General features: G+C 74.6%; 17 protein-coding genes and 7 pseudogenes. 15 read left to right on the plus strand and 9 right to left on the minus strand.

What is annotated here, in order from left to right; genetic code table 11:
• Positions 1-1,142: 1,142 nt before the first annotated feature.
• Together ABD794_RS06155 and ABD794_RS06160 are read left to right on the plus strand one after the other, a co-directional pair.
• Positions 1,143-2,130 (plus strand): annotated as a pseudogene (locus ABD794_RS06155) (geranylgeranyl reductase family protein); the annotation flags it as partial.
• A gap of 653 nt (positions 2,131-2,783) precedes the next feature.
• The gene (locus ABD794_RS06160; RefSeq protein WP_344961363.1) at positions 2,784-3,338 is read left to right on the plus strand and encodes an SRPBCC family protein; all 555 of its coding nucleotides are present in this window, start codon (positions 2,784-2,786) and stop codon (positions 3,336-3,338) included.
• Here the strand turns inward: ABD794_RS06160 and ABD794_RS06165 are convergent.
• Positions 3,287-4,419, minus strand: a pseudogene (locus ABD794_RS06165) (PLP-dependent cysteine synthase family protein). The gene ABD794_RS06160 and the pseudogene ABD794_RS06165 overlap by 52 nt on opposite strands.
• Before the next feature lie 190 nt (positions 4,420-4,609).
• Between ABD794_RS06165 and ABD794_RS06170 the strand changes: the two are divergent.
• From ABD794_RS06170 to ABD794_RS06185, 4 genes are all read left to right on the plus strand, one after another.
• Positions 4,610-4,942: a hypothetical protein gene (locus tag ABD794_RS06170; protein WP_344961364.1), complete on the plus strand. Its 333-nt coding sequence runs from the start codon at positions 4,610-4,612 to the stop codon at positions 4,940-4,942.
• 205 nt (positions 4,943-5,147) lie between these two features.
• On the plus strand, positions 5,148-5,639 hold the full coding sequence (locus ABD794_RS06175; protein ID WP_344961366.1) for an ATP-binding protein: 492 nt from the start codon (positions 5,148-5,150) through the stop codon (positions 5,637-5,639).
• A gap of 72 nt (positions 5,640-5,711) precedes the next feature.
• Positions 5,712-5,996, plus strand: a complete 285-nt coding sequence (locus ABD794_RS06180) for a hypothetical protein (protein WP_344961368.1) — start codon at positions 5,712-5,714, stop codon at positions 5,994-5,996.
• Positions 5,993-6,391 (plus strand): PIN domain-containing protein, encoded by a 399-nt coding sequence (locus ABD794_RS06185; RefSeq protein WP_344961369.1) that lies wholly within the window; start codon positions 5,993-5,995, stop codon positions 6,389-6,391. The genes ABD794_RS06180 and ABD794_RS06185 overlap by 4 nt, the downstream gene beginning before the upstream one ends.
• A gap of 6 nt (positions 6,392-6,397) precedes the next feature.
• Here ABD794_RS06185 and ABD794_RS06190 read toward each other — a convergent pair whose 3' ends face one another.
• Complete coding sequence (locus ABD794_RS06190; RefSeq protein WP_344961371.1) at positions 6,398-7,624, minus strand: ROK family protein; 1,227 nt, start codon at positions 7,622-7,624, stop codon at positions 6,398-6,400.
• Between the two features lie 17 nt (positions 7,625-7,641).
• Between ABD794_RS06190 and ABD794_RS06195 the strand changes: the two genes are divergently transcribed.
• From ABD794_RS06195 to ABD794_RS06205, 3 genes are all read left to right on the plus strand, one after another.
• A complete protein-coding gene (locus ABD794_RS06195; protein ID WP_344961373.1) occupies positions 7,642-8,862 on the plus strand; it encodes an MFS transporter in 1,221 nt (406 codons plus the stop codon).
• A gap of 10 nt (positions 8,863-8,872) precedes the next feature.
• Positions 8,873-9,766 carry a DUF2797 domain-containing protein gene (locus ABD794_RS06200; protein WP_425585939.1) on the plus strand — a complete coding sequence of 298 codons (894 nt, stop codon included), beginning with the start codon at positions 8,873-8,875 and terminating at the stop codon, positions 9,764-9,766.
• A 170-nt stretch (positions 9,767-9,936) separates the two neighbouring features.
• The gene (locus tag ABD794_RS06205; RefSeq protein WP_344961377.1) at positions 9,937-10,572 is read left to right on the plus strand and encodes a hypothetical protein; all 636 of its coding nucleotides are present in this window, start codon (positions 9,937-9,939) and stop codon (positions 10,570-10,572) included.
• Positions 10,573-10,579: 7 nt separating this feature from the next.
• Here ABD794_RS06205 and pip read toward each other — a convergent pair whose 3' ends face one another.
• The 3 genes and pseudogenes from pip to ABD794_RS06220 form a co-directional block, all read right to left on the minus strand.
• Positions 10,580-11,530, minus strand: coding sequence for a prolyl aminopeptidase (gene pip, locus ABD794_RS06210; protein WP_344961379.1), 951 nt, complete (start codon positions 11,528-11,530; stop codon positions 10,580-10,582).
• Positions 11,527-13,906: pseudogene (locus ABD794_RS06215) on the minus strand (right-handed parallel beta-helix repeat-containing protein). Before ABD794_RS06215 ends, pip begins: the two are co-directional and overlap by 4 nt.
• 156 nt (positions 13,907-14,062) lie before the next feature.
• Positions 14,063-14,431, minus strand: a complete 369-nt coding sequence (locus tag ABD794_RS06220; protein ID WP_344961383.1) for an Rv1733c family protein — start codon at positions 14,429-14,431, stop codon at positions 14,063-14,065.
• A gap of 23 nt (positions 14,432-14,454) precedes the next feature.
• Here ABD794_RS06220 and ABD794_RS06225 point away from each other — a divergent pair, with 23 nt between their 5' ends.
• A complete protein-coding gene (locus ABD794_RS06225; RefSeq protein WP_344961385.1) occupies positions 14,455-14,784 on the plus strand; it encodes a hypothetical protein in 330 nt (109 codons plus the stop codon).
• A 59-nt stretch (positions 14,785-14,843) separates the two neighbouring features.
• Here the strand turns inward: ABD794_RS06225 and ABD794_RS06230 are convergent.
• From ABD794_RS06230 to ABD794_RS06240, 3 genes and pseudogenes are all read right to left on the minus strand, one after another.
• Positions 14,844-15,675 (minus strand): annotated as a pseudogene (locus tag ABD794_RS06230) (MOSC domain-containing protein).
• 67 nt (positions 15,676-15,742) lie between these two features.
• The gene (locus ABD794_RS18635; protein ID WP_425585941.1) at positions 15,743-15,823 is read right to left on the minus strand and encodes a DUF6643 family protein; all 81 of its coding nucleotides are present in this window, start codon (positions 15,821-15,823) and stop codon (positions 15,743-15,745) included.
• Positions 15,824-15,905: 82 nt separating this feature from the next.
• A pseudogene (locus ABD794_RS06240) lies at positions 15,906-16,241 on the minus strand (DUF6643 family protein); the annotation flags it as partial.
• A 237-nt stretch (positions 16,242-16,478) separates the two neighbouring features.
• On the opposite strand from ABD794_RS06240, the gene ABD794_RS06245 reads away from it, so the two are divergent.
• On the plus strand, positions 16,479-17,546 hold the full coding sequence (locus tag ABD794_RS06245) for a TerD family protein (protein ID WP_425585942.1): 1,068 nt from the start codon (positions 16,479-16,481) through the stop codon (positions 17,544-17,546).
• 163 nt (positions 17,547-17,709) lie between these two features.
• Positions 17,710-18,198, plus strand: a complete 489-nt coding sequence (locus tag ABD794_RS06250; RefSeq protein WP_425585940.1) for a hypothetical protein — start codon at positions 17,710-17,712, stop codon at positions 18,196-18,198.
• Positions 18,199-18,209: 11 nt separating this feature from the next.
• Here the strand turns inward: ABD794_RS06250 and ABD794_RS06255 are convergent.
• Positions 18,210-19,372: pseudogene (locus ABD794_RS06255) on the minus strand (glycosyltransferase).
• Positions 19,373-19,600: 228 nt separating this feature from the next.
• On the opposite strand from ABD794_RS06255, the gene ABD794_RS06260 reads away from it, so the two are divergent.
• The 3 genes and pseudogenes from ABD794_RS06260 to ABD794_RS06270 all read left to right on the plus strand — a co-directional run.
• Positions 19,601-20,320, plus strand: a complete 720-nt coding sequence (locus tag ABD794_RS06260; RefSeq protein WP_344961387.1) for a glutamate racemase — start codon at positions 19,601-19,603, stop codon at positions 20,318-20,320.
• A gap of 130 nt (positions 20,321-20,450) precedes the next feature.
• Positions 20,451-20,924 (plus strand): annotated as a pseudogene (locus tag ABD794_RS06265) (hypothetical protein); the annotation flags it as partial.
• A 910-nt stretch (positions 20,925-21,834) separates the two neighbouring features.
• Positions 21,835-23,168, plus strand: a 1,334-nt coding sequence (locus ABD794_RS06270) for an MFS transporter (protein WP_486389116.1), incomplete at its 3' end; no start/stop codon positions are given.

Here is a 23,168-nt window from a genome sequence, read left to right on the forward strand (position 1 = left end):
CGCGCCGCGCCCCGTTACCAGCGGCCGTCCCCGACCTCCGTACAGCCTCGAAGGGCCGGGGCAGACCCAGCGTCTCGTCAATGACGGCGGCCTATGCAACGTCGTAGTTGCGCGTAAGACACCACCTGCGAGAGGCCCTCCGCGCCCGGAGCAGGCTATGCAGCTAAAGACGCGACTAGGAGTGCCGTCCGGGAAGCTGTACCAGCACTGCAGCGGCGACAGATACCTTTGGAATCCTTCGCGCTTGCCGCCCAGCGCGCCTCGGCCACCCCCAGTTCGCCGCACCCCTCGCCCTTCGCTCTTTCGCCGGAGGAAACTGCGCCTCGTCGCACGGAACGCTCACCGAACGCCCGCAACAGTTCGGTCAGCTACGCCCTGCGCCCCGCATGGGCATTCTTGCAGGGCCGGCGACGGTTCGCCGCGAGAGCGCTGGGCGGAATAGCTCTCTCCCATCTTATTAAAATCCTTTCCCCAGGAAAGCAGGTAACCGGACAGCGCGAGGCTAACGTCCATGAGAACGCTCCTCGGCGTGCCACGCGCGTGTGAGGTCGTACAGTAAGGGCCATGATGAACGCCAAGTCCAGATCCATTTCATGCGTCCTCCGGCGATGATCCCACCGGCCGGAACCCTATTCCCGTCCCGCGGCGCGGCCTCGCCGACGAGTGCGTAGGATGCAGGGCAGGCAGCCCCCCCGAACGGTCGCCGGAGCAGCGTCCGATGGAGACCGGGTACCGAGATTCCGCAGTCACCAAGACGAGATCGATACAGGGTGCAAGGTGGAAACACGAGCGTGAGCAGCGACAACGCACTAGTCGCAGACGAACGACGGACCCAGGCAGCTGCCAGTGATGTCGTCGCATACCGTCTGTTGGGCGCGGCGGCCCTTGCAGCCGGTCAGCCCCTCGGCCTGGCACCTCGCCGCGGGGCACAATGGCCGGGGGACCGGCCGCCGGCGTGCTGCTACCTGGAGACAGCGCCGCAGCCTAGCATACGCCCCGCCCCTACATAGACCACTGCCCGGCTTTGCCCGCCTCCCCCCATTTCCCGGCCCTTTCATACATCGGCCCGTTTCCCGCCCGACCCGCACCCTGGCCCCGCCTCCCGCGCTTCGAACCTAAAGCCCCCCAACATGATCCCGCACCCACTAACCAGGTATCGCCACGCCGTCACGTTCTCCCCAACGGAAGCTGACGCGGACCCGGCGGTCGAAGAAGATGCTCTTCGGGCTCATCAACCGGCCGGAGTTCGACGCCCGCCTCGTCGAGATGGCGCAGGCCGCGGGTGCCGAGCTGCGCACCGGGGTCACCGTCTCGCGCGTCGAGCAGCACGGCCGGCCGTGCCCGACCGGCGCACGGTCGCCGTCGTCCTGGGCGACGGCACGACGGTGCTGGCCCGCGCGGTCGTCGGCGCGGACGGCAGCGCCGGCCGGATAGGGGCGCACGTCCGGGGTGAAGCTCGACCAGGTGGACCTCGGCCTGGAGGCCGAGATCCCCGTCCCGCCGTCGGTCGCCGAGGACTGGGCGGGCCGGGTGCTCATCGACTGGGGCCCGCTGCCCGGCAGTTACGGCTGGGTCCTTCCCCAAGGGGGACACGCTCACGGTCGGTGTGATCTGCGCGCGGGGCGAGGGCGCCGGGACGAAGCGGTACCTCGACGACTTCATCGGCCGCCTCGGGCTGGCCGGTTTCGAGCCCAGCGTCTCCTCCGGGCATCTGACCCGCTGCCGCTCCGACGACTCGCCGCTCTCGCGCGGGCGGGTCATCGTCTGCGGCGACGCGGCCGGGCTCCTGGAGCCCTGGACCCGCGAGGGCATCTCCTTCGCGCTGCGCTCCGGGAAGCTGGCCGGCGAGTGGGCCGTGCGCATCGCCGAGGCGCAGGACGCGGTCGACGCCCGCCGTCAGGCCCTCAACTACGCCTTCGCCATCAAGGCCGGGCTCGGCGTCGAGATGGGGCGTGGGCCGCCGGGTCCTGGCCATCTTCAGCCGGAAGCCGGGCGTCTTCCACGCGGCGGTGACCGGCTTCGGCCCGGCGTGGCGCGCGCGTTCGCGCGGGTCACGCGGGGCAGACGACGCTGGCGGAGATCGTGCGGACGCATCCGGTGGCGCGGAAGGTGGTTTCGGCGGCGGATCGGTGCCGGCGGGGCGGGAGTGACGGTGGGGGGATTCGCCCCGGTCCCGCCCTTTCTCCCCCGGCTACCGCTGGGAGGTGCCCCCAGTTTCTTCCGGGGCGAAGCCCCGGGGCCCGGGCACCGCGCTGCGCGCGGGTGGGGCGGGGGCTGCGCCCCCTGCACCCCTGCTCCGGGGCTCCGCCCCGGACCCGTTATCGCGGCTCCGCCGCTCGTCCTCAAACGCCGGACAGGCTGAATCAGCCCGCTGGGGGTGCCCCCTCTGGGGGAGCTTGAGGACAAACCGCGCGAAGCGCGGTTGCAGGGGGCCAGGGGCGCAGGCCCCCGGTAGGTGCCCAGGCGGCGCAGCTCAGTCGGGGGTCCAGGGGGCGCAGCCCCCGGTGGGGGTGCAGGGGGCGGAGCCCCGCCCACCGTGCGGAGCGCGGTTCAGGAGTCCAGGGGGCGCAGCCCCCGGCCAACGCGGCGCAGCCGCGTTGCGGGGTCCGGGGGGGGCTTGCCCCGGGGAAACGGTGTGAAAGGGCGGGCCGGGGGCAGAATCCCCCGGCAACAACCGGCCGCAGGGCCGGGGCGCGCGCTGGAGACAACCCGCGCCCCGCGAGCTACAGTTGCCGTCCCGCCGGCGCCCGCCGCGCACCGGATCGATCGCCCGAGGGGCCCGAATGCCGCGCAGACTCCGCCCCGTGGGCGCCGACTTCGCCGACGGATCCGCCCGCGTGAGCGCCCCGCTGCGGATGACGTTCGCCGGGCGGACGGCGGCCGGGCCCGCGCGGGTGCACCGGGCGCTCGCCGAGGACGTGACGGGATGGTCCCGCTGGTTCCGGGTGGTGACGTTGGCGCGGCCCGTGGCGGGCGCGGGGCGCAGCCGCAGGGAGATCCGGCTCGTGGGCGGGGCCCGGTTCGTCGAGACGGTGATGGGCGGCGGACGCGCCGCGCCGCTTCGCGTACCGCGTGGACGTCACCAACGTCCCCGGCCCGCAAGCCTGTTGGAGGACTGGCGGCTCTCGCCGGACGGCCGCGGCACCGCGGTCCGCTGGACGCTCGCCGTCGACGCGCCGGCCCCCGTGCGCTGGGCCCTGCGGCTCGCCCGGCCGGTGTTCGGCCTGGCCCTCCGGGACGCGCTCCGGGCCCTCGACCGGTACCTGGCCGCCCGGTGGCGGGGCCGTCAGCCCCGCCACCGGCCCGTCGTCAGGAACTCCGTGAGCACCGCGTCGTAGGGCGCGACGTCCAGCCCCTCCGCCGCGAGCCACGCGTCGGAGTAGTACTTGTCGAGGTAGCGCTCGCCCGGGTCGCACAGCAGGGGTGACGACGCTGCCCGGGGTGCCCTCGGCGACCATCTCCGCGACGATCTTCAGTGCGCTCCACAGCCCGGTGCCGGTCGAGCCGCCCGCCTTGCGGGCCGAGGGCCTCCTCCAGGGTGTGCAGGGCGGCGACGCTCGCCGCGTCCGGGACCTTCATCATCCGGTCGATCGCGCCGGGCAGGAAGCTGGGTTCCATGCGCGGGCGGCCGATCCCCTCGATGCGCGAGCCGCGTGCGCTGCGCGCGAGCGGGTCGTGGTCGTACCAGCCGTCGAAGAAGCAGGAGTTCTCCGGATCGGCCACGCAGATCCGGGTGTCGTACTGGAGGTAGCGGACGTAGCGGGCGAAGGTCGCCGAGGTGCCGCCGGTGCCCGCGCGTGGCCACGATCCAGGCGGGCTCCGGGTGGCGTTCGCGCCGCAGTTGCTGGTAGACGGACTCGGCGATGTTGTTGTTGCCGCGCCAGTCGGTGGCGCGTTCGGCGTGGGTGAACTGGTCCATGTAGTGGCCGCCGGTGCGCTCCGCGAGCGCGATCGCCTCCTCGTACATCATGTGCGGGTCGTCCACGAAGTGGCAGCGCGCGCCGTGGAACTGGATGAGCCGGCACTTCTCCGGGCTCGTGCTGCGCGGCATGACGGCGATGAACGGCACCCCGACGAGGTGGGCGAAGTACGCCTCCGAGATCGCGGTCGAGCCGCTGGACGCCTCGATCACCGGGGCCTCGGGCCGGATCCAGCCGTTGCACAGGGCGTGCAGGAACAGCGAGCGCGCGCGAGCCGGTGCTTGAGGCTGCCGGTGGGGTGGGTCGACTCGTCCTTGAGGTAGAGGTCGACGTCCCACTCGGCGGGCAGCGGGAAGCGCAGCAGATGGGTGTCGGCGGAGCGGTTGGCATCCGCCTGCACCTTGCGGACCGCGTCCTTGAGCCAGGCGCGGTATGCCGGATCGCTGCGGTCCACATCGAGGGTGGCGGTGGGACCGCCGGGGTCTCCTGGGCTGTTCACGGCGCACCACTCCTCACGGCACCGGCGCACAGGGGCACCGGCCTCACCGGCATTTTCGCCTGTGCGCTCGGAAACGGCCCCTGGTGCGGGCGCCGGTGCGCGGGCACACTGCGCAGCAGACGAACAGCAGCGGACGAACAGCGGCACCAGACGAACTGCAGACGACCCTTCGGCCGAGAGGCGGTGCGCCGTGGCGGAACCGGAGTTCCCGGAGTTCAGCGCGAAAGGGGTACGGATCGACCGTTCCCTGCGCTCCCTCACGCGGGCCGGTCAGGTGAAGATCCGCGACGGCCGGCTGGAGCTCCTCACCAGCTACGGGGCGGAAATCGACAGCGCCCCGGTGGACTCGGTGGAGGCCCGTCGGCCGTGGTTCGCCGGCCGGGACCGGGCGCGCGCGACGGCGACGGTGAACGGGACGCGCTACGTCCTCGCGCTGGGGGAGGACGGCTCCTCCGATCCCGAGGAGGAGGTCCGCCGCTTCCTGGCGGTGGTGCGGGCGGCCCGGGAGGGCGGGCCGGACTGAGGGGTACGAGTTGCGGGGGCGACGCACAGGGCGGACTCTTGTGCGTACCGCCTCACCGAGGGTTCATCGACGGTCGCGTTCCGGATCGGTGTCTCCGTCGCGTACGGGTGGCGATTCCCGCCCCCGTGCGCGGGACCGGGACGGGCGCGCACCGCGGCACGTATCTGCGTCAGGCCAGCCCTACTTCATCCGGGGAGTCGCAGCCGTGATCAGCCGAGTGAACAAGCACTGCTCCGTCGAGCTCCAGGCCCTGCCGCAGCGGATCGGCCAGATCCGAAGAATCGTATCTGCGCAGTTGCGCTACTGGCACCTCGATCCGCTCATCGACCCGGCCGCGCTCGGCGTCACCGAGCTGCTGACCAACGTCCACCAGCACACCGGGCCGGACAAGCGGTGCACGGTCGAGCTCACGCTGGTGCTCGACCGGCTGACCGTGTCCGTCCGTGACCACGACCCGCGGGTGCCGTGCGTGGGCGCGGCCGACGGCGGCAGCCTCCACGGCCGGGGGCTGGCGCTGGTCGCGGCGCTGAGCGCGAGCTGGGGGGTGCGGCGGCGGGCCGACGGGGGGAAGGCGGTGTGGTTCACGCTGCCGGTGCCGGCGGTAGCGGATCCGTGGGGGGAGCGGGTGGGCGGGGCGGCCGCGGGGTTCGAGCCGGCGGTCGCGGTGCCGGTGGGGCGTGAGCGGACGCCGGTTTGAGGGGTCGCTGGAGCGAGTGGTTGATCCTATGGATCGGGAGCCCCAGCGCTGTGGCGGCGCTACATTGTGCATATGGCGACGACGACGATTCAGGTTTCCAAGGCGACTCGTGATCACCTCGCGGAGCTGGCGAAGGAACGGGGGCTGAACATCGGGCAGTTGGTGGAGGCGCTCGCCGCCGAGCAGCTGACCGCCGCGCAGCGCGCGGAGCGCCTCGCGGCGAGCCGGGAAGTGGTGCGACAGGTGATCGGCCTGGACATCAGCGACGAAGAGTTCGACAACGCGCCCGACGTGCTCGGCAATATCTACCGGATGGCTGCCGAGAAGGTCCGTGCCTCCCGGGGCGCTGCCGCGTGATCATTTTCGACACCAGTGCTGTCATGGCGCTTGCGCAGGGCCATAAGACGCTGAACCTGCTCGCGGGCAACGCGCCCAAACGGCCTGGGGAACGACTGACAATCCCCGCCCTGTGCCTGGTGCAGGCCGAGGCGGCCGACGAGGACGTCTCGCGCCGCGTTCTCCGCTTCCCTGCGGTCGTTGTCGATGATCTCGACACGGTCGCGGCAGTCACTGTCGGGACGATGGTCCGGGACGGGTACGGCGGCCCGGACACTTGCCACGCCCTGTATTGCGCCTCGCCGCGCCCGGAGTTCCCTGCGATGTCGATCCTGCTGACCGCCAAGGAGAACGCCTACCCGCCCGGCACGGTGACCGTCGACATCGACTCGCCCGGCATGCTCGGCTTCTCCTGAGGGCCCCTACCCCAGCACCCCCAGCGGATCGTCCAGCACCGGCTGCCACGCCGCCTCCGCCGCGCCGATCAGGCTGCCGTGGTCCAGCGTCCCGGGCAGGATCGGGACGCTGCCGCTGCGGCCCCACAGGCTGCGGTCGGCGACGACGGCGCGCAGGCGGTCCGGGTCGGCGGCGAGGAGTTCGCGGTGCAGGCCGCCGAGGACGACGCGGTCGGGGTTGAGGATGTTGACCAGGCCCGCGAGCCCCAGGCCGAGGCGGTCGACGAGGAGTTCCACGGCCGAGCGGACGGCCGGGTCGTCGTCGAGGGCCGTGCGGATCAGCTCCGTGGCCTGGTGGAGCAGGGACCCCGCCGGGCCAGGGGCGCGGCCCGCCGCGGTGAGGAACGCCTGCGGGTCGGCCTCGACGTCGAGGCAGCCGCGCGAGCCGCAGTGGCAGGGCAGGCCCGCCGGGTTGACGGTGAGGTGGCCGACCTCCATGGCCAGGCCCGAACTCCCGCTGTGCAGACGGCCGTCCAGGACCAGCGCGCCGCCGACGCCGCGGTGCCCGGTGGCCACGCAGAGCAGGTGGCGCGCGCCGCGCCCGGCGCCGTGCCGGTGCTCGGCGAGGGCGGCGAGGTTGACGTCGTTGCCGGCCACGCCGGTGACGACGGCGCCGCGGGGGCCGAGCACGCCCGCCCCGGCCAGCGCCTCCGCGAACAGCGCGCGCACCGGGGCGCCCGCCGGCCAGGAGAGGTGGAGCGGGTTGAGGGCCGTGCCCTCCGGTTCGGCGACCGCGGACGGCACGGCCAGGCCCGCGCCCAGGCACTGCCGGCCGGTCTCGCGCAGCAGTCGCGCGCCCGCGTCGACGACCGTGCCGATGATGTGCGCCGGGTCGGCGGGTACGGTCATGCAGCCGGGCGCGGTGGCGACCATCCGTCCGCCGAGGCCCACCAGCGCGGCCCGGAAGCCGTCCGCGTGGATCTGCGCGGCGAGCACGACGGGCCCGTCGGGGGCGACGGACAGCCGGTGCGAGGGGCGGCCCTGCGATCCCGCGGCGGCGGCCGGGCGCGCGTCGACCGTGATCAGGCCGAGCGCCTCCAGTTCGGCGGCCACGGCGCCGGCCGTCGCCCGGGTCACGCCGAGTTCGGCGGTGAGCACGGCGCGCGTGGGGGCGCGGCCGGTGTGGACGAGCTCCAGGGCGGGGCCGAGGGCGGAGCGGCCGCGCTCCAAACGTGTTGTCCGAGTCTGGGTCACGCCCCTATTCTGACTTTGTGCCGACGCTAAACAAAATAAGGACGGCCGTCCTCCGGCAGAGTCCCCCTCCCGCCGCCGCCCCCGTAGACCCCGTACTCCGCCGCCTCCGCGCCGCGCTCACCGTCTTCTTCGCCCTGGACGGTTTCCTCTTCGCCGGCTGGGTGGTCCGCATCCCCGCCATCAAACACCAGACCGGAGCCTCCCCGAGCGCCCTCGGGCTCGCCCTGCTCGGTGTGTCCGCCGGCTCCGTCGCGGTCATGATGCTGACCGGGCGCCTGTGCCGGCGCTTCGGCAGCCACCCGGTGACCGCCGTCGCCGGGTTCTGCCTGGCCCTGGGCATCGCCCTGCCCCCGCTGACGCATTCGGCGCTCGCGCTCGGCCTGGTCCTGCTCGTCTTCGGGGCCGCCTACGGCGCGATCAACGTCGCCATGAACAGCGCCGCCGTCGACCTCGTCACCGCCCTGCGGCGGCCGGTGATGCCCAGCTTCCACGCCGCGTACAGCGTCGGCGGCATGCTCGGCGCCGGACTCGGCGGACTGCTCGCCGGGCACCTCTCGGCCACCCGCCACCTGCTGCTGCTCACCGCGATCGGCGTGGTGGTCAGCGTCGCCGCCGGGCGGGTGCTGCTCGCCCACCCGGCGCCGAAGGCCGAGCACGCCGTGCCGGACGGCCCGTCCAGGACGCCGTCCGCCGGGCGCCGGCGCGGGCTGGTCGCCGTCTTCGGCCTGATCGCGCTCTGCTCGTCCTACGGAGAGGGGGCGCTCGCCGACTGGGGCGCGCTCCACCTCCAGCAGGACCTCGGCACCGGCGCGGGCGCCGCCGCCATCGGCTACTCGCTCTTCGCGCTCTTCATGACCTTCGGCCGCCTCTGCGGCACCCTGCTCCTCGAACGCCTCGGCCGCACCGGCACGTTGGTGGCCGGCGGGGCCGTCGCGGCGGCCGGCATGCTGCTCGGCTCGCTGGCCCCCACCCCGTGGGCGGCCTTCGCCGGTTACGCGATCACCGGCTTCGGCCTGGCCAACTCCTTCCCCGTCGCGATCGGCCGCGCGGGCGAGCTCGCCGGGCCCTCCGGCGTCGCGACGGCGTCCACCTTCGGCTACGGCGGCATGCTGCTCGGCCCGCCGGCGATCGGGCTCCTCGCGGACCGGTTCACGCTGTCCACGGCGCTCACCACGGTGGCTATGCTCGCCGCCGGTGGCGCGTGCATAGCCTGGAGCACGCGCAAGATGACCCGCTGACCCGTTGGGAGTGCCTGTGGAGTGGCTCTGCACCGGCCTCCGCTGGAGCACCGCCGGCCCGTCGGTGCTCTGGCGGCACCCGCTGCACGGGGAACGGCTCTCGCCGCTGTCCCCGGGACGGCGGCTGGGCTTCGTCCTCGGGGACGCGCGCCACTGCGTCGGCGTGCGCCGGGGCGGGCGGCACACCCCGTGCCCCACGGGGGCGTCCGTGCCGCCCGCGGCCGTCTCCGCCCAGTGCGCCGACTGCGCCCGGCTCGACCGCTCGCGCTCCGTCGCCGCCGACACGATGGCCGACGACCCGCGGCCCTACGACGTCTACCTCGCGTGGTTCGCCCCCGGCCTGGTGAAGGCGGGCATCACCGCCGCCGAGCGGGGCGGGGTACGGCTGCTCGAACAGGCGGCGCTGTCGTACGCCCTGCTCGGACGCGGGCCGTTGATGGCCGCGCGCCGGGCGGAGGCGGTCCTGGGGGCCGCGCTCGGGGTGCCGGACCGCTTTCCGTACGCGGCGAAGAGGGCCGCGCGGTGTCCGCTGCCGCCGCGGTCGGTGCGGGAGGACGAGCTGGGGGCGCTCCATGCCCGGGCCTGTGCGGTCCCCGGTCTGCCCGAGTCGCTGACGGTACGGGCGTTCGCGCCCGTCCACCACGACGAGGTCTTCCATCTGGAGCGGATCCAACCCGGGGCGGGGGCGGCCGTGTTGTCGGCGCGGTGCGTGGTGGCCGGGCGGGTGGCGGCCGTCGCCGGGCCGGATGTGTATCTGACGGCCGAGGACGGGGTGTCGGTCGTGGTGGACGGACGGAGGCTGGCGGGGTGGGAGTTGGGGGCGGTGGGGGACGATGCGGAGATGACGGTCGAGGTCGAGCGGGAGGACGGGCGGCCGGGGGGCGAGCCGCCGGCGTTGTTCTGAGACCCGGTCATCGGCGACGGGGGCCGGGCCTTCTGTATGGGGGGGAGTGATCATTCCCGGCGGACACGGTGCCCTTATGCTCGGCCTTCGCGTTCGAAGGTGAAGTCTGGAGGCAATCGGTGGAGCTCGTTCGTCGCAGGCCGTTCGGCCGTGGCTGGGGAATCGCCGCGGTGCTCGTATGGGGTCTGACCGGGTGCGGCGGTGGGGCGGACACCCATGAGGACGGCCGCCCGGCGAGCAGCAGCCTGCCGGCGGCTCCTCCCGACCCCGACACGACCCTCGACGCCGCGGCGGTGCGGGTGGCCCTGCCGGACCTGCCGAGCATGCCGGCCGGCTGGAAGCCCGGCGTCATGCCGTCGAGCGTCCGCGAAGTGCCGTGGACGGAGCGGTGCCGGCCGGGCAATGCCTCGCGGGACTGCACCCTGCATTCGAGCCGGGGCCTGGCGCAGTACAGGCCGCCGGGGGACGCCGGCACCGTGGACATCTCCCTGGCCGCGTACCCCGACCGACGGACGGCCGGCACCGCCTTCAAGAACGTGACCGGCAGCCGGGCGGCCGAGGGCCGGGAGGTCTCCATGCCGGCGGTCGGCAACGAGAGCGGGGCCTCCTCCCGCCCCCGGGCTCCCTACGGCGGGCCGAGCGTCTCCATGACCGTGCGCGTGGGCACCGCAGTGGCCACCCTGACGTATCAGGACGCGGACAAGAACAAGGACAGCGCGCAGGTCCTGCTGGCGCTCACCCGCATGCAGGCGCAACGCCTGCTGCAGGCCGAACAGGGCCGGACACCGACCGCTGCCGCCCGCTGAACCGCTGTCAGCCCGCTCCCGCGAAGCGGTCCAGCGCCGCCCGTACATGACGTGCCGTCACCTCGCCGCCCGTATGCCCCTCTTCCTCGACCACGATCAACTCGGCGTCCGGCCACGCCCGGTGGAGCTCCCACGCCGTGCCCAGCGGGCCCGCCAGGTCCAGGCGGCCGTGGACCAGGACGCCCGGGATGCCGGCCAGGCGTCCCGCGTCGCGCAGCAGCGCCCCCTCCTCCAGCCACGCGCCGTGGGAGAAGTAGTGGGCGCACAGGCGCACCAGGGCGCGCCGGGCCGCCGAGGGGCGGTCGCCGTACGGGCGGGGCGCGCCGGACTTCGTCTCGCCGGACAGGACCGCGTCCTCCCAGGCGCACCAGTCCTCCACCGCCCGGTCCCGCACCGCCGGGTCCGGGTGTTCCGTCCGGCGCGCGTAGGCGGCGATCAGGTCGTCCGAGGCGGCGACGCCCGCGCCCGCCACGAAGCGCTCCCACTGCTCGGGGAAGAACCGGCCCGCGCCCCGGTACAGCCAGTCGATCTCCGAGCGCCGCGTCGTGGTGACTCCGGCGATCACGATCTCCGACACCCGACCGGGATGCCGCTCGGCGTAGGCCAGCAGCAGCGTGGAGCCCCACGAACCGCCGTACAGCAGCCAGCGGTCGATGCCCAGGTGCTCCCGCAGCCGTTCCATGTCGGACACGAGATGTGCGGTGGTGTTGTGGCGCAGGTCCGTCGTGGGGTCGGCCGCGTGCGGGGTGCTGCGGCCGCAGCCGCGCTGGTCGAAGAGGACGACGCGGTAGCGGTCCGGGTCGAAGGGGCGGCGCATGCCGGGGTGGCAGCCCGAGCCGGGGCCGCCGTGGACGACGACGGCCGGCTTGCCGTCGGGGTTCCCGGAGACTTCCCAGTGGATGCGGTGGCCGTCGCCCACGTCGAGCATGCCGTGGGCGTGAGGGGGGTCGGTCGTCATGGCAGGGCCGGCAGGTCCTCGGGGTACAGGAGGGTCAGGTCGTCGGTGCTCGGGTGGGACAGCTGGGCCACCCGGCCCGCGTGGCGTTCCACCATCGCCTCGAACGTCTGGCGTGCCGTACGGCCGTTGCCGAACGCCGGGCCCCGGGGGATCGCGCGGAAGTAGCCGAGGAGCGCCTCGGGCGCGCCCGCGCCGATGCGGTACTCGTGCTCCTCCGCCTGCTGTTCCACGATGCGCAACAGCTCCTCGGGCGCGTAGTCGCCGAAGGTGATGGTGCGGGAGAAGCGGGACGCGACACCGGGGTTGACGGTCAGGAAGCGCTCCATCTCGGCGGTGTAGCCGGCGACGATCACGACCACCGCGTCCCGGTGGTCCTCCATCAGCTTCACCAGGGTGTCGATCGCCTCCCGGCCGAAGTCCCGGCCGGAGTCCTCGGGGGCGAGCGCGTACGCCTCGTCGATGAACAGGACGCCGCCGCGGGCCCGTTCGAACGCCTCCTGGGTGCGGATGGCGGTGGAACCGATGTGCTCGCCGACCAGGTCGACCCGGGAGACCTCGACCAGGTGGCCGCGTTCCAGCACGCCGAGGGAGGCGAGGATCTCGCCGTAGAGGCGGGCGACGGTGGTCTTGCCGGTGCCGGGGGAGCCGGTGAAGACCAGATGGCGGCGGACGGACGCGGCCTTGAGGCCGGCCTCCCGGCGGCGGCGGCCGACCTCGATCATGTCGGTGAGCGCCCGCACCTCCCGCTTGACGCTGTCCAGGCCGACCAGTCTGTCGAGTTCGCCGAGGACGGCCGTGGCGGGGCGGGAGGAACCCGCCGGTGGCGCGGCCGGCTCCACCGCGGGCTTCGGCGGCGCGGCCGGGGCCGGCAGCGGGGCCCGCTCCACGGCGGGCAGGACGACGGGCTCGTCGCTCGTGCAGCCCTCGCTCACCGGCCCCTGCGCCCCGCCGTCCGCGAACTCGTAACCGCCGCGCGCGCAGCGCTCGGTGCGGCAGTGGCTGAGGGTGGCCCGGCAGCCGTCGATGACGTGGAAGCCGTAGCCGCCGCTGCCGGTCACCCGGCAGTGCCGGAAGGTGCCGCGGCCCTCCGCCGAGACGTAGAAGCCGGCCTCCAGCGGTGAACTCACCGAGCACTGCTCGAAGGTGGGGTCCGCGCCCTTGGTGACGATCACCCCGGTCGCCGTCGCGTCGATGGTGCAGCCGGTGAGGGTGCCGCCGCTGCCGTGGTCGCGGAACCAGGCGCCGGTGGTGGCCTCCCGGATCCGGCAGTCGCCGAGCTCGGCGGTGGCGCCGCCGCTGACCGAGACCGCCGTGCCCCGGATGCGGGACAGATCGCTGTCGCTGACCTCCGCGCACGAGCCGCGGTCGAGGACGAAGAGCGCGTCCGGTACGTCGTGGACCCGGCACGCGGTGAGGACGGCCGTCGCGCCGTCGCTGACCCACACCGCCGGGTAGTCGCCGGTGCTGTCCTGGATCTCGCAGCGGTCGGCCTCGGCGCGGGTGCCCGGATCCCATACCGACAGGCCGTTGCGCCCGAAGTGGCGCACCGTGGACCGGGACATCGTCAGCACCGAACGCGCCCGCAGATCGACGCCGTTCTCCGGGACGTCGTGGATGTCGCAGTCGGTCAGGGCGAGCACGGCCTCGCCGTCCAGGGTCACGCCGTCGGCCGCGACCCGGTGCACCCGGCACTCGGTCAGCCGCCCGGCGGCGCGGGCGGCCAGCCGCACCCCGGCGCCCTTGATCTCGTACACCTCGCAGCCCACCGCCTCCAGCGTGCTGCCGTCGCCCGTCACCGACAGGCCGGCGCCGCGCGCGTGGTGCACCCGGCAGCGCTCCAGCCGGGGCGCTCCGCCTCCGTCCACGCTGATGCCCGACTGGCCGGCGGCGACCACCTCGCAGTCCTCGAAGACGCCGCCCGCGCCGTCCAGCACGCTGATGCCGGTGCCCGCCACGTTGTCGACCGTGCACTGACGCACCGTCGGCCGGGCGCCGCCGCGGACCTCGATGCCCGCCGACGAACGGGTCACCACCCGCAGTCCGATCAGCTCGGGGGCGCAGTCGTCCACCAACAGCGCGGGAGCGGCCGCGTCGTGGCCCTCGACGTGCAGGTCGAGCAGGGCCGCCGAGGCCGTGACGGTCAGCGCGACGCCCTCGGGCGGGGCGATCCGCACCGAACCGGGCGCCCCGTCGGCGCCGCGCAGGGTGACGGCGCGGGCCACCACCAGGTTCTCCCGGTAGGTGCCCGGGGCGACGGACAGCACGTCCCCGTCGGCCGCCGCCTCCAGGGCCGCGGCGAGACAGTCGTACTCCCCGGTGCGCCGCCGCCAGCGCGACGGGCCGCTGTGGGTCACCTGGGACCGAGCCCTGTGCCATGGTGCTGCTGCGCCCCCACCTCGTGCGTGTGCCCGCCCGGACGAACGGGCCGTCCGGGACCGGTGCGTACCCGGCCGCTCCACCGTAGCGTGCGCCGGGCACGGCAGTTGACCGTCCGCCGCAGCTCACACCACCTCGGGCCGCCGTCCGTCCGCGTCAGCCGGCGGCGTCCGCCCGGCCCCAGGTCTGTCCGGCCCGTTCCCAGGCGCGGTCCCACCGCTCGTGCCGCCAGCGCATGATGCGCCAGACGGTCAGCATCCGCAGCCCGTGCACCGCGCCCGCGGCGGCCGCCGCGGCGGCGGCACCGGCCAGCGCCGCGTGGACGGACGCGGTGGCGGCGTCCAGCGGACGGCCCGCGAGCCGGCCGTGGTCGTCGGTCCACAGCGGGAAGCGGTGGCCCGGCACCGCGGCGGAGGGCAGCGGGACCAGCCCGGTGCGCCAGCCGCCGTCCGGGGACGGCCAGCGGGGCGAGCACCCGGTGGTACCCCTCGCGCCCGGTGGTGGCCTCCCGGTCCGCGCCGGCACCGCGGCCCGTCATGCGCAGCGCCGTGGCGCTCACCAGGTGCCGGTGGAGCTGCTGTTCGCGTGCGGTCTGCCGCAGGGCGGCATGGGCGGTGGCGCCGGTCAGCCAGCCGACCAGCGAGCCGGCCACCAGCATCACCACCACGGCCGCGGTCCACACCCAGGTCTCCAGGACATCGGTGGGACGGCGCAGCGGATTGCGCCGCCAGCGCCAGGTGGACCGCCGTACCCAGGACGTCGCGCCCATGGTGCTCACCCCCCTTGCGTCCCATTACCTCACAAGGGGCCCCGCATGCGGGACGGTGCGGAGGAGAGAGCGTCATCACCCCTGGAGGGCGGCCCGGACGGCGCGTTGACGCGCGCGCGGGGGCGTGCGGGGCGGGGGAGGGGGAGCCCGTTCCGGGACTTCGCCGGGTCATTCCAGGACCTCGACGGGGTCGCCGATCCGCAGCACCCCGGTGTGCTCCGGCACCAGGTTCTGCCCGAAGACCACGCCCACGTCCCGGCGCCGGTGGCGGCCGAGCGTGTGCAGCGGCTCCCGGCCGCGGACGCCCGCGCGCTGGTCGGTGGTGGTGACGACGCACCGGCCGCAGGGCTTGGCGACCCGGAACGCGACCTCGCCCAGCCGCACCCGCCGCCAGCCGTCCTCGGCCCAGGGCGCGGTGCCGGCGACCACCGCGTTGGGCCGGAAGCGGTTCATCGGCAGCGGGCCCTCCCGTGCGTGATCCCCCTCGGCCACCAGGGAGTTGAGGGCGTCCAGCGAGGAGCGCGCGGTGAGCAGCAGGGGGAAGCCGTCGGCGAAGCTCACCCGGTCCCCCGGGCGTGCGTAGTGGGGATCGACCGGACGCCGGACGGCCGGGTCGTCCATGTGCACCAGCCGGGCCGGGGTGCCGAGGTAGTCGGTCAGCCAGGCGTCGGCGTCCGGCCCCGCGGGCACCGCCTCGGCGCCGTCCCGGAACAACGTGACCCGGACCGTGCCCCGCTCCGCGGGGTCCGGCACCGGCACCTCCAGCGTCCCCGCCCCCGGGGGCCGCGATCCGCACGCCGCCGCCGGGCAGGAGCCGCGCCGAGGCCAACGCGAGCCGCGGCAGCTGCCGTTGGGTCAGGAACCGGCCGTCCGGCCGGACGGCCATCCACCGGCGGTCCCCGGCGAGCCCCCACGGCTCGACGGCCGCCTCCCCGGGAGCGTCCCCCGCCATCGACTTGACCGGGTAGAGGTGGACCGCCGTGAGAACAGGGGTGGGCATGCGCCCCCATCCTGTCAGTCCGGTCCCGGCAAGTCGCCCCGCCGGACCGGGTGTTCGGCGCGTCGGCTCAGTACCCCCCCTGGCCCTGGTAAGGGCGCTGGTACGGATCCTCGTACGGCGCGGCGGGACGCGGCGCGACCGGGCGCATCGCGTCGTAGCCCGCCGGGTTGGGCCCCACCGCCCCCGGACGCTGCTGCTGGTACGGCTGCTGCGCCCCGGGGTAGCCGCGCGGCGCGGACGCCTGCTGCGGGATGTACGGGGACGGCGCCTGCTGGAGCCCGCCGGGCTGCGCGGCGGCCGGCTGGCCGTACTGCGGGGGGCTGCGGCACGTACCCGCCCTGCGGGTGCTGCGGCATCTGCGGAGCCGCGGGCGGCGCCATGCCCTGGCCCGAGGGCAGGGCGGGCAGCGCCGGCAGGTTGCTGCCGCCGTCGAACGGCGCCGACACCCGGATGGGGGCGATCTGCGGGGTGCCCCGCTCGGCGACGAGGCTGTCGTAGATGGGGGTGTCCGGGAAGGACGACGCGGCGTAATAGCCGCTGCCGTAGGCACTGCGGGGGGAGGTCATAGCCCTTAAGTTAAGCCCACGATGTGCCGGTTGGGGAGTCAGGTACCTGGGTTGTTTACGGGGGCTCGACGGGCCGGCATGACCAATCGGGGCGAAGCCGGAGAATTCGGTGGTCGCGATGTGTTGGAACGGTGTAAAGGACCGGTTCGTTCGGCTGGGTGACCGGATCGTTCGCGGCCCGTCCGAGGGCCGGTTCAAGATCGTTCAGCGAAGGCGTCAGCAGAGGTGGAAGAGAAGATGGGGATGCTCAAGGGCACCAACGTCCGGATCGCCGCACCGGCGGTGCGGATAGAACTGGGCTGGCGCACCGGCCCCGGCGTGCCGGACGTCGACGCCTCCGCGCTGCTGCTCGCCGGGGGCCGGGTCCGTTCCGACGCCGACTTCGTGTTCTACAACCAGGCGGCGCACCCCTCGGGGGCGGTGCGGCACGAGGGCAAGGTCCCGGCGGGGGACGCGGTGACCGACGCCCTCGCCGTCGATCTGGCGGCCGTCGAGCCCGAGGTGGAGACGGTGGTCCTCGCGGCCTCCGCCGACGGCGGCGCCTTCGGGCAGGTGCCCGGGCTGTACGTACGCGTCCTGGACACGGCGGGCGGCGCGGAACTGGCCCGCTTCGACAGCCAGGACGCCACGGTGGAGACGGCCTTTGTGCTCGGGGAGCTGTACCGGCGGCAGGGGGAGTGGAAGTTCCGGGCGGTGGGGCAGGGCTACGACAGAGGACTCGCGGGCCTGGCGACGGACTTCGGCATCTCGGTGGACGAACCGGGGCGGGAGCCGGAGCGGCCGGCGGCCGCTGCGGGTGGGGCGGCGGGTCCCGCGGGGACGCCCGGTGCGCCGGCGGCCCCTGCCGCTCCGGGAGCGGCGGGCCCGGCCGGGGCGGGTGTGACGCCCGCCGCCCCGGGCGCTCCCGCGCCGGGCGTGCCGCACGGAGCCGCTGCTCCGGCTGCGCCCGCCGGGCCGTCCGCGCCCGCCGCCCCGGGCGCTCCCGCGCCGGGGTGCGCCGTACGGAGCCGCCGCTCCGGCAGCGCCCGCCGGCGCCTGCTGCCCCGGCCGCGCCGGCGTCCGGGGCAACAGGGGCCGCGCACGGCCCGGTTGGTTCGGCCGGTTCGGCCGGTTCGGCCGGGTCGGCCGGTTCGGCCGGGTCGGCCGGGTCGGCCGGTTCGGCCGGGTCGGCGGGCCCCGGGCCTGCCGGGACCGGCGCGCGGCCCGCCGCGCAGGCTCCCGGCGCACCCGTGCCCCCGTCGGTCGCGGCCGTCCCGGCCGCCCCCGTACCCCCGCCGACCGCGGCCGTCCCGGCCGCCCCCGTGAGCCTGAGCAAGATCACGCTCACCAAGGAGGCCCCCGCCGTCTCCCTCACCAAGCAGGGCGGCACCTCCGGCGCGCTGCGCGTCAACCTCAACTGGCAGATGCGGCACCAGGAACCCGCCAAGGGCGGCGGCTGGGGCCGGCGCCTCTCCAAGGCCCTCCAGGGGTGGCGGCCCGGACCTGGACCTCGACCTCGGGGCGCTGTTCGAGCTCAACGACGGCACCAAGGGCGTCGTCCAGGCCCTCGGCAACTCCCTTCGGCTCGCTGCACCGGCCGCCCTACATCCACCTCGACGGCGACGACCGCACCGGCGCGGCCGCGGCCGGTGAGAACCTCACCGTCAACCTCGACCGCAGCCGCGACTTCCGGCGCATCCTCGTCTTCGTCACCATCTATCAGGGTGCCAGCAGCTTCGCGGGCCTGCACGCCACCGTCACCCTCCAGCCGCAGCACGGCGCGCCCGTCGACTTCTCGCTCGACGAGTGCACGGTCGACTCCAACGTCTGCGCCCTCGCCCTCATCACCAACGACGGCGGCGACCTCGTCGTCCGGCGTGAGGCCCGCTACCTGGTGCCCGAGCGCGGCGTCAGCCCGCAGCGCACCCTCGACCACGCCTACGGCTGGGGCATGAACTGGACGCCCGGCCGCAAGTGACGGCCCGACGGCTACTCGCCGGGGCGGGGCGCGGGTTCGGGACGGGCGTACGTCCGTCCCTTCCAGGCCGCGCCCCGGCCCCGGTGGTGCTGCACCGCCGAGTCGACGGTCATCAGCAGGTAGAGCAGGGCCGTGACGGGGAACAGCGGCGCGAGCCACAACGGCTGGCGGTAATAGCGCAGCATCGGTACGTACGTCCCGGCCATCAGCGCCCACGCCGCCGTGCCCGCGGCCAGGGTCACGGGCGCACCGGTCACGGCCCCCACGGCCACCGCCACCGGCGGGGCCAGGTAGACCACCGCCAGCCCGGCCACCGTCCCGAGGAGCAGCAGCGGGTTGTACAGCAACTGGGCGTAGGCGCTGCGCGAGACCATCCGCCACAGCGGGGCGAGCCCCGAGTAGGGCCGGACGCTGTCCACGCGCTCGGCCAGTCCCAGCCAGATCCGGCCGCCGGAGCGCTTGACCGCGCGGGCGACCGACACGTCGTCGATCACCGCGTGCCGGACGGAGTCGGGATGCGGCCCGCTCGGCGGCCTCCGGCGCAGCAGGACGCGCAGCCGCCGGCGGCCGCGGCCGTGCCGCGTGCCCGGCCGGTTGGACCCGACGGAAGGGGTAGAGACTGGGCGAAGAGGTGGACGAAAGGCGGGGACGATCATTTGCTCCCACACCGTCGCCACCCGCAGCCGGGCCATCTGCGAGACCAGGTCGAGCCCGCCCGAGCGGGCGGCGGCGACCAACTCCCGCCAGGCTGTCGGGGGTTGTGCGCGACGTCGCGATCGCGTCGGTCAGCAGCAGATATTCGGCGTCGCGTACGGGCGCGGGCCCAGGAGCCATGCCGTGGCGGACCGCCCACAGCTTGCCGCGTCCAGCCGGGGCCCGTTCGCCGGGGGAGTCCACGGTCAGCGGTGAGCAGCCGCCGTGCCCGTCCCGCCAGCGCGCGGGCCAGTTCCCCCGGTGCCGTCCGTGCTGCTGCCGTCGTCGACGAGGAAAGATCTCGCCGGCCCGGGTAGTCCTGGGCGTAGCAGGGACGGCAGGCTCAGGGGGACGCACTTCGGCCTCAGTCCCGGGCGGGGACACACGATCGCCACCGACGGCCAGGCGGCGGGCGGCGTGCGCGGTGCGCAGCCGTACGTCCGTGCGCCAGAGAGAAGCCCTGGCCCAGCAGCAGCCACAGCCACGCGGCCAGCGAACCGACGGAGATCCACTGTCATCGCGTTCACCCGCCGCAGTCTGCCGTACCGCGGCGGGGGAGGGCGGACACTGGCCAGAACGGAACGGAGAGTGTCACAAAGGCCCCCGCCGGAGGTTCCCGGCCGTGGCCATCCATTAAATGTGACCGGGGGAATTGTCGACATCGCGCTCACGACTCCTGCATACGGCCCTCCTGGCGGCTGCCGCCGCCGTGCACCGGCTGCGGCCCGACGCCGAGCTGGTCCTCTCCTCCGACCCCGCCAGCATGCCCTGGGGGCCCCGCACCCCCGAGGGACGTCACCGCACGCGCCCTCGGCTGCGCCCGCGCCGCCGCCGAGCACCGCCCGGACGCGCTGATCGTGGCCTGCAACACCGCGTCCGTGCACGCGCTGCGGCCGCCATCCGCGCCGAACTGGAGCCCGGCCTCCCGGTGATCGGCACCGTTCCCGCGATCAAGCCCGCCGCGGCCGGCGGCGGCCCGGTGGCCATCTGGGCCACCCCCGCCACCACCGGCAGCCCCTACCAGCGCGGCCTCATCCGGGACTTCGCCGCCGGCGTCGAGGTGACCGAGGTGCCCTGCCCCGGTCTCGCCGACGCCGTCGAGCGGGCGGACGACGCGGCCATCGACGCGCCGCGATCGCCGCCGCGGGCCGCGCGCACGCCGCAGGACGTACGCGCCGTCGTCCTGGGCTGCACCCACTACGAGCTGGTCGCCGAGCGGATCCGGGCCGCGGTGCGGCAGCCGTCCGCGCCCGCCCGTCGCCCTGCACGGTTCGGCGGGCGCGGTGGCCGCACAGGCCCTGCGCCGGATCGGGGGGTCCCCCGACCCGGACGCCGCACCGGGCGGCGCGCTCACCGTGCTGCTCAGCGGCCGGGAGGGGAGCCTGGGGCGGGCGGCGCTGTCCTACCCCGAGGGCCCGTTCACTGGTGACGGTGGGCGCGGCCCGGCCGTAACGGCGGGCCCGGGAACCCTGGCCGCCCCGGCGGAAGCTCTGTACCGCTGCCTGGTATGAGGGACCACCCGGAGGCCCCCGCAGGGGCAGGAGGACGGCGACTCCACGGTCTGGACGGGCCGTGCGACCCAACCGCGTGCAGTGGCTCCTGGCCGCCGCCGGCGCCGCGTGCATGGCCCTCGGCATCGAGCTGGCCGTGGCCAATCCGTGGACCTCCGGAGCCATCCCGCTGATGATGTCGGTGGTCGGCTGCGTCCGCCGCCGGCCTGCTGATGCTCTACGGCACGGTCGCCTTCGTCCACGTCGCCGTCCGGATCAACAAGGAGACGCTGGAGATCCGCTGCGGCCACATCGGCCTGCCGCGGACCCGCATCCCGCTGGCCCATGTGGTGGGGGCCGACTTCGTCCCCGGCGTCACCCCCTCGGCAGTGGGGTGGCTGGGGCTACCGCTGGCGGCCCGACCAGGGCACGGGCGTCGTGGTGCGCCGCGGCGAGGGCTTCGTGGTCCGGCTCGGCGACGGGCGCTCCTTCACGGTCACCGTGGACGACGCCGAGGCGGCCGTGCGGGTGATCCGCGACCGGCCTGGGGCTCGGCGCGGGCCGCCCGGCCTCCGCCTGACGCCGACCCTCCGGGGGCCGCCGCGCGGTCCTGAATGCCCCCCTGCGTGTGACGTCCCCGCGGGCCGGGGGCCCCGCTGCCGCCGTGCGTCACGGCCGCCAAAGGCCAGTTCCCAGTACGCGAGTTCCAGCACTCCGAAGGAAAAGGCGGGGACAAATTCAGCCAATGTCCGGCCGTGTCGCTTGAAAGGCCCGTACTCCGCTCTATCCGGAATCCGAGTGCTTTGCTAACGTGTGGGGTGCGTATTCTTCCGAGCCGCAGTCGGGAGTCATTGAGGATGCACCGCAAAAGCATATGATCGACCGCTCGTTCCACGTCGGCCGACGGCTTTTCCCTCCCCGCGTTGCCCGGGGCGGGGAGCGGGCCGGCGCACCGGACGGCGGGGGTGCCCCCCGGCCCCTGATCACCTCCGTTGATCAGGAAAAAGTGCGAGGTCAGGCAAGGTAGCCGTCCGTATCGCTCTGCGCACTGTCAACCCCTCGGGCTCATCTGCCCACCTCGGTGCAGGGAGTTGATTCCTGCCTGCCCGAGCTAAATGCAGGGATGCGCATGAAAGCCTTTCGGGTCACTCGCGAGTTTCCTCTCGCATTGCGACTGCTATTGATCAACCAGTTTGGGATCGACATCGGGTTCTATATCCTGGTGCCATTCTCGCGGCATATCTGGGGCAGGAACTCGGAATGTCGGACGCGCTCGTCGGCCTGGTGCTGGGCGTGCGCAACCTGGGCCAGCAGGGCCTCTTCCTGCTCGGTGGCTCCGCCGCGGACCGGCTGGGACCCCGCGCGGTGATCATCGCCGGGTGCGCCCCTGCGCACCCTGGGGTTCTCCCTCTTCGCCTTCGGCACCAGCCTGCCGGTCGTCCTCGGCGCCTCCCTGCTCAACGGCCTGGCGGCGGGCCTCTTCTACCCCTCCGCCCGCGCCTACGCCGCGCTGGAGGCCGGCGACCGCAAGGCCGAGGTGTTCGCGCTGCTCAACGCCTACGCCACCATCGGCTCGCTGATCGGGCTGCTGCTGGGCAGCGTGCTGATCCGCACCGACTTCCGGGTCTGCGCCGTGGCCGCCGCCGGCGTCTACGGGCTGATGACCGTCGGCCAGGCCCTCGTCCTCCCGGACCGCGAGCCGCCCACCGCCGCCCGGAGCACCACCGTCCTCGGCGACTGGCTGGAGGTCTTCGGCAACCGCCGGTTCCTGCTGTTCTCCCTGGCGACGACCGGCATGTTCACCGTCGAGAACCAGCTCTGCCTGCTGCTGCCGGCCGGCGCCCGGCAGGCGTCCGGCTGGGAGGGCGCGGCCGGGGTGCTGCTCGGCGCCGGGGCCGTGGCCACCTCTTCCAGATGCCCATCACCCGGACCCTGGAACGGCACGGCGGCGGCCAGCGCTGGGGTGGGCGCCGGACTCGTCATCATGGGCATGGGCTTCCTGCCCCCGCTGCTGATCTGCGCCGACGGCCCGCCCGCGGGCATGCGCGAGGTCGTGCCGCGGATGCTCGTGATGCTCGCCGGCTCGCTGCTGCTGTACTTCGGCACGATGATCGCCCACCCCGCCGTGCTGGAGATGATCCCCCGGTTTCGGCCGCGAGACGCTGGCCGGCACCTACTTCGGGCTCTTCTACGTCTTCGCCGGCCTGACGGCCGCCGGCGGCAACGCCGTCGTCGGCTGGACCATGGACACGGCCAAGCGCTTCGACTGCCCCTGGCTGCCCTGGACCGGCTGCGTGGCCTTCGGCCTCTCCTCCGCGCTGGCCGTCGCCGTCCTGCACCGCACCCCGGCTGCTGCCCGACCGGGCCGGCGTCCCCGTCGTGGAGGGCACGGTCCGTCCGGCCGGGTCCCGCCGGAGCGGACGCACGCCACCGCCGAGGCCGCCTCCGGGGCGGTCGGCCCGACGGCCGAGGCCGTCGGCCAGTGGGAGGTCGGCCACTGGGACCGGGCCCGGCTGCCCGGCCCCGGGCGCGCCGCCGACGACGCCACGGACCAGCCCCCGCGCTGACCCCGCGGCCCGGATGCGCCGCCCGTCCGTCTTGCGCGGGCGGGCGGCGCGCCGCAAGGTCGTCTGGAGGCCCCGGGCCGCCGGGGGCCGCTCCGGCCCGTCGAGGAAGGACGCCCATGCCCATCGCCACGGTGAACCCCGCGACCGGCGAGACCCTCAAGACCTTCGACGCCCTGGCGCCCGAGGAGGTCGAACGCCGGATCGCCGCGGCCGCCGCCGC

The organism is Streptomyces thioluteus, from assembly GCF_039535865.1.

Bases quoted from the DNA above. Each gene is read 5' to 3' on its own strand.
- ABD794_RS06180 (WP_344961368.1), top strand. From the start codon at position 5,712: ATGGCGACGACGACGATTCAGGTTTCCAAGGCGACTCGTGATCACCTC.
- pip (WP_344961379.1), bottom strand. From the start codon at position 11,530: ATGACGACCGACCCCCCTCACGCCCACGGCATGCTCGACGTGGGCGAC.
- ABD794_RS18635 (WP_425585941.1), bottom strand. From the start codon at position 15,823: ATGCGCCCGGTCGCGCCGCGTCCCGCCGCGCCGTACGAGGATCCGTAC.
- ABD794_RS06160 (WP_344961363.1), top strand. From the start codon at position 2,784: ATGCCGCGCAGACTCCGCCCCGTGGGCGCCGACTTCGCCGACGGATCC.
- ABD794_RS06245 (WP_425585942.1), top strand. From the start codon at position 16,479: ATGGGGATGCTCAAGGGCACCAACGTCCGGATCGCCGCACCGGCGGTG.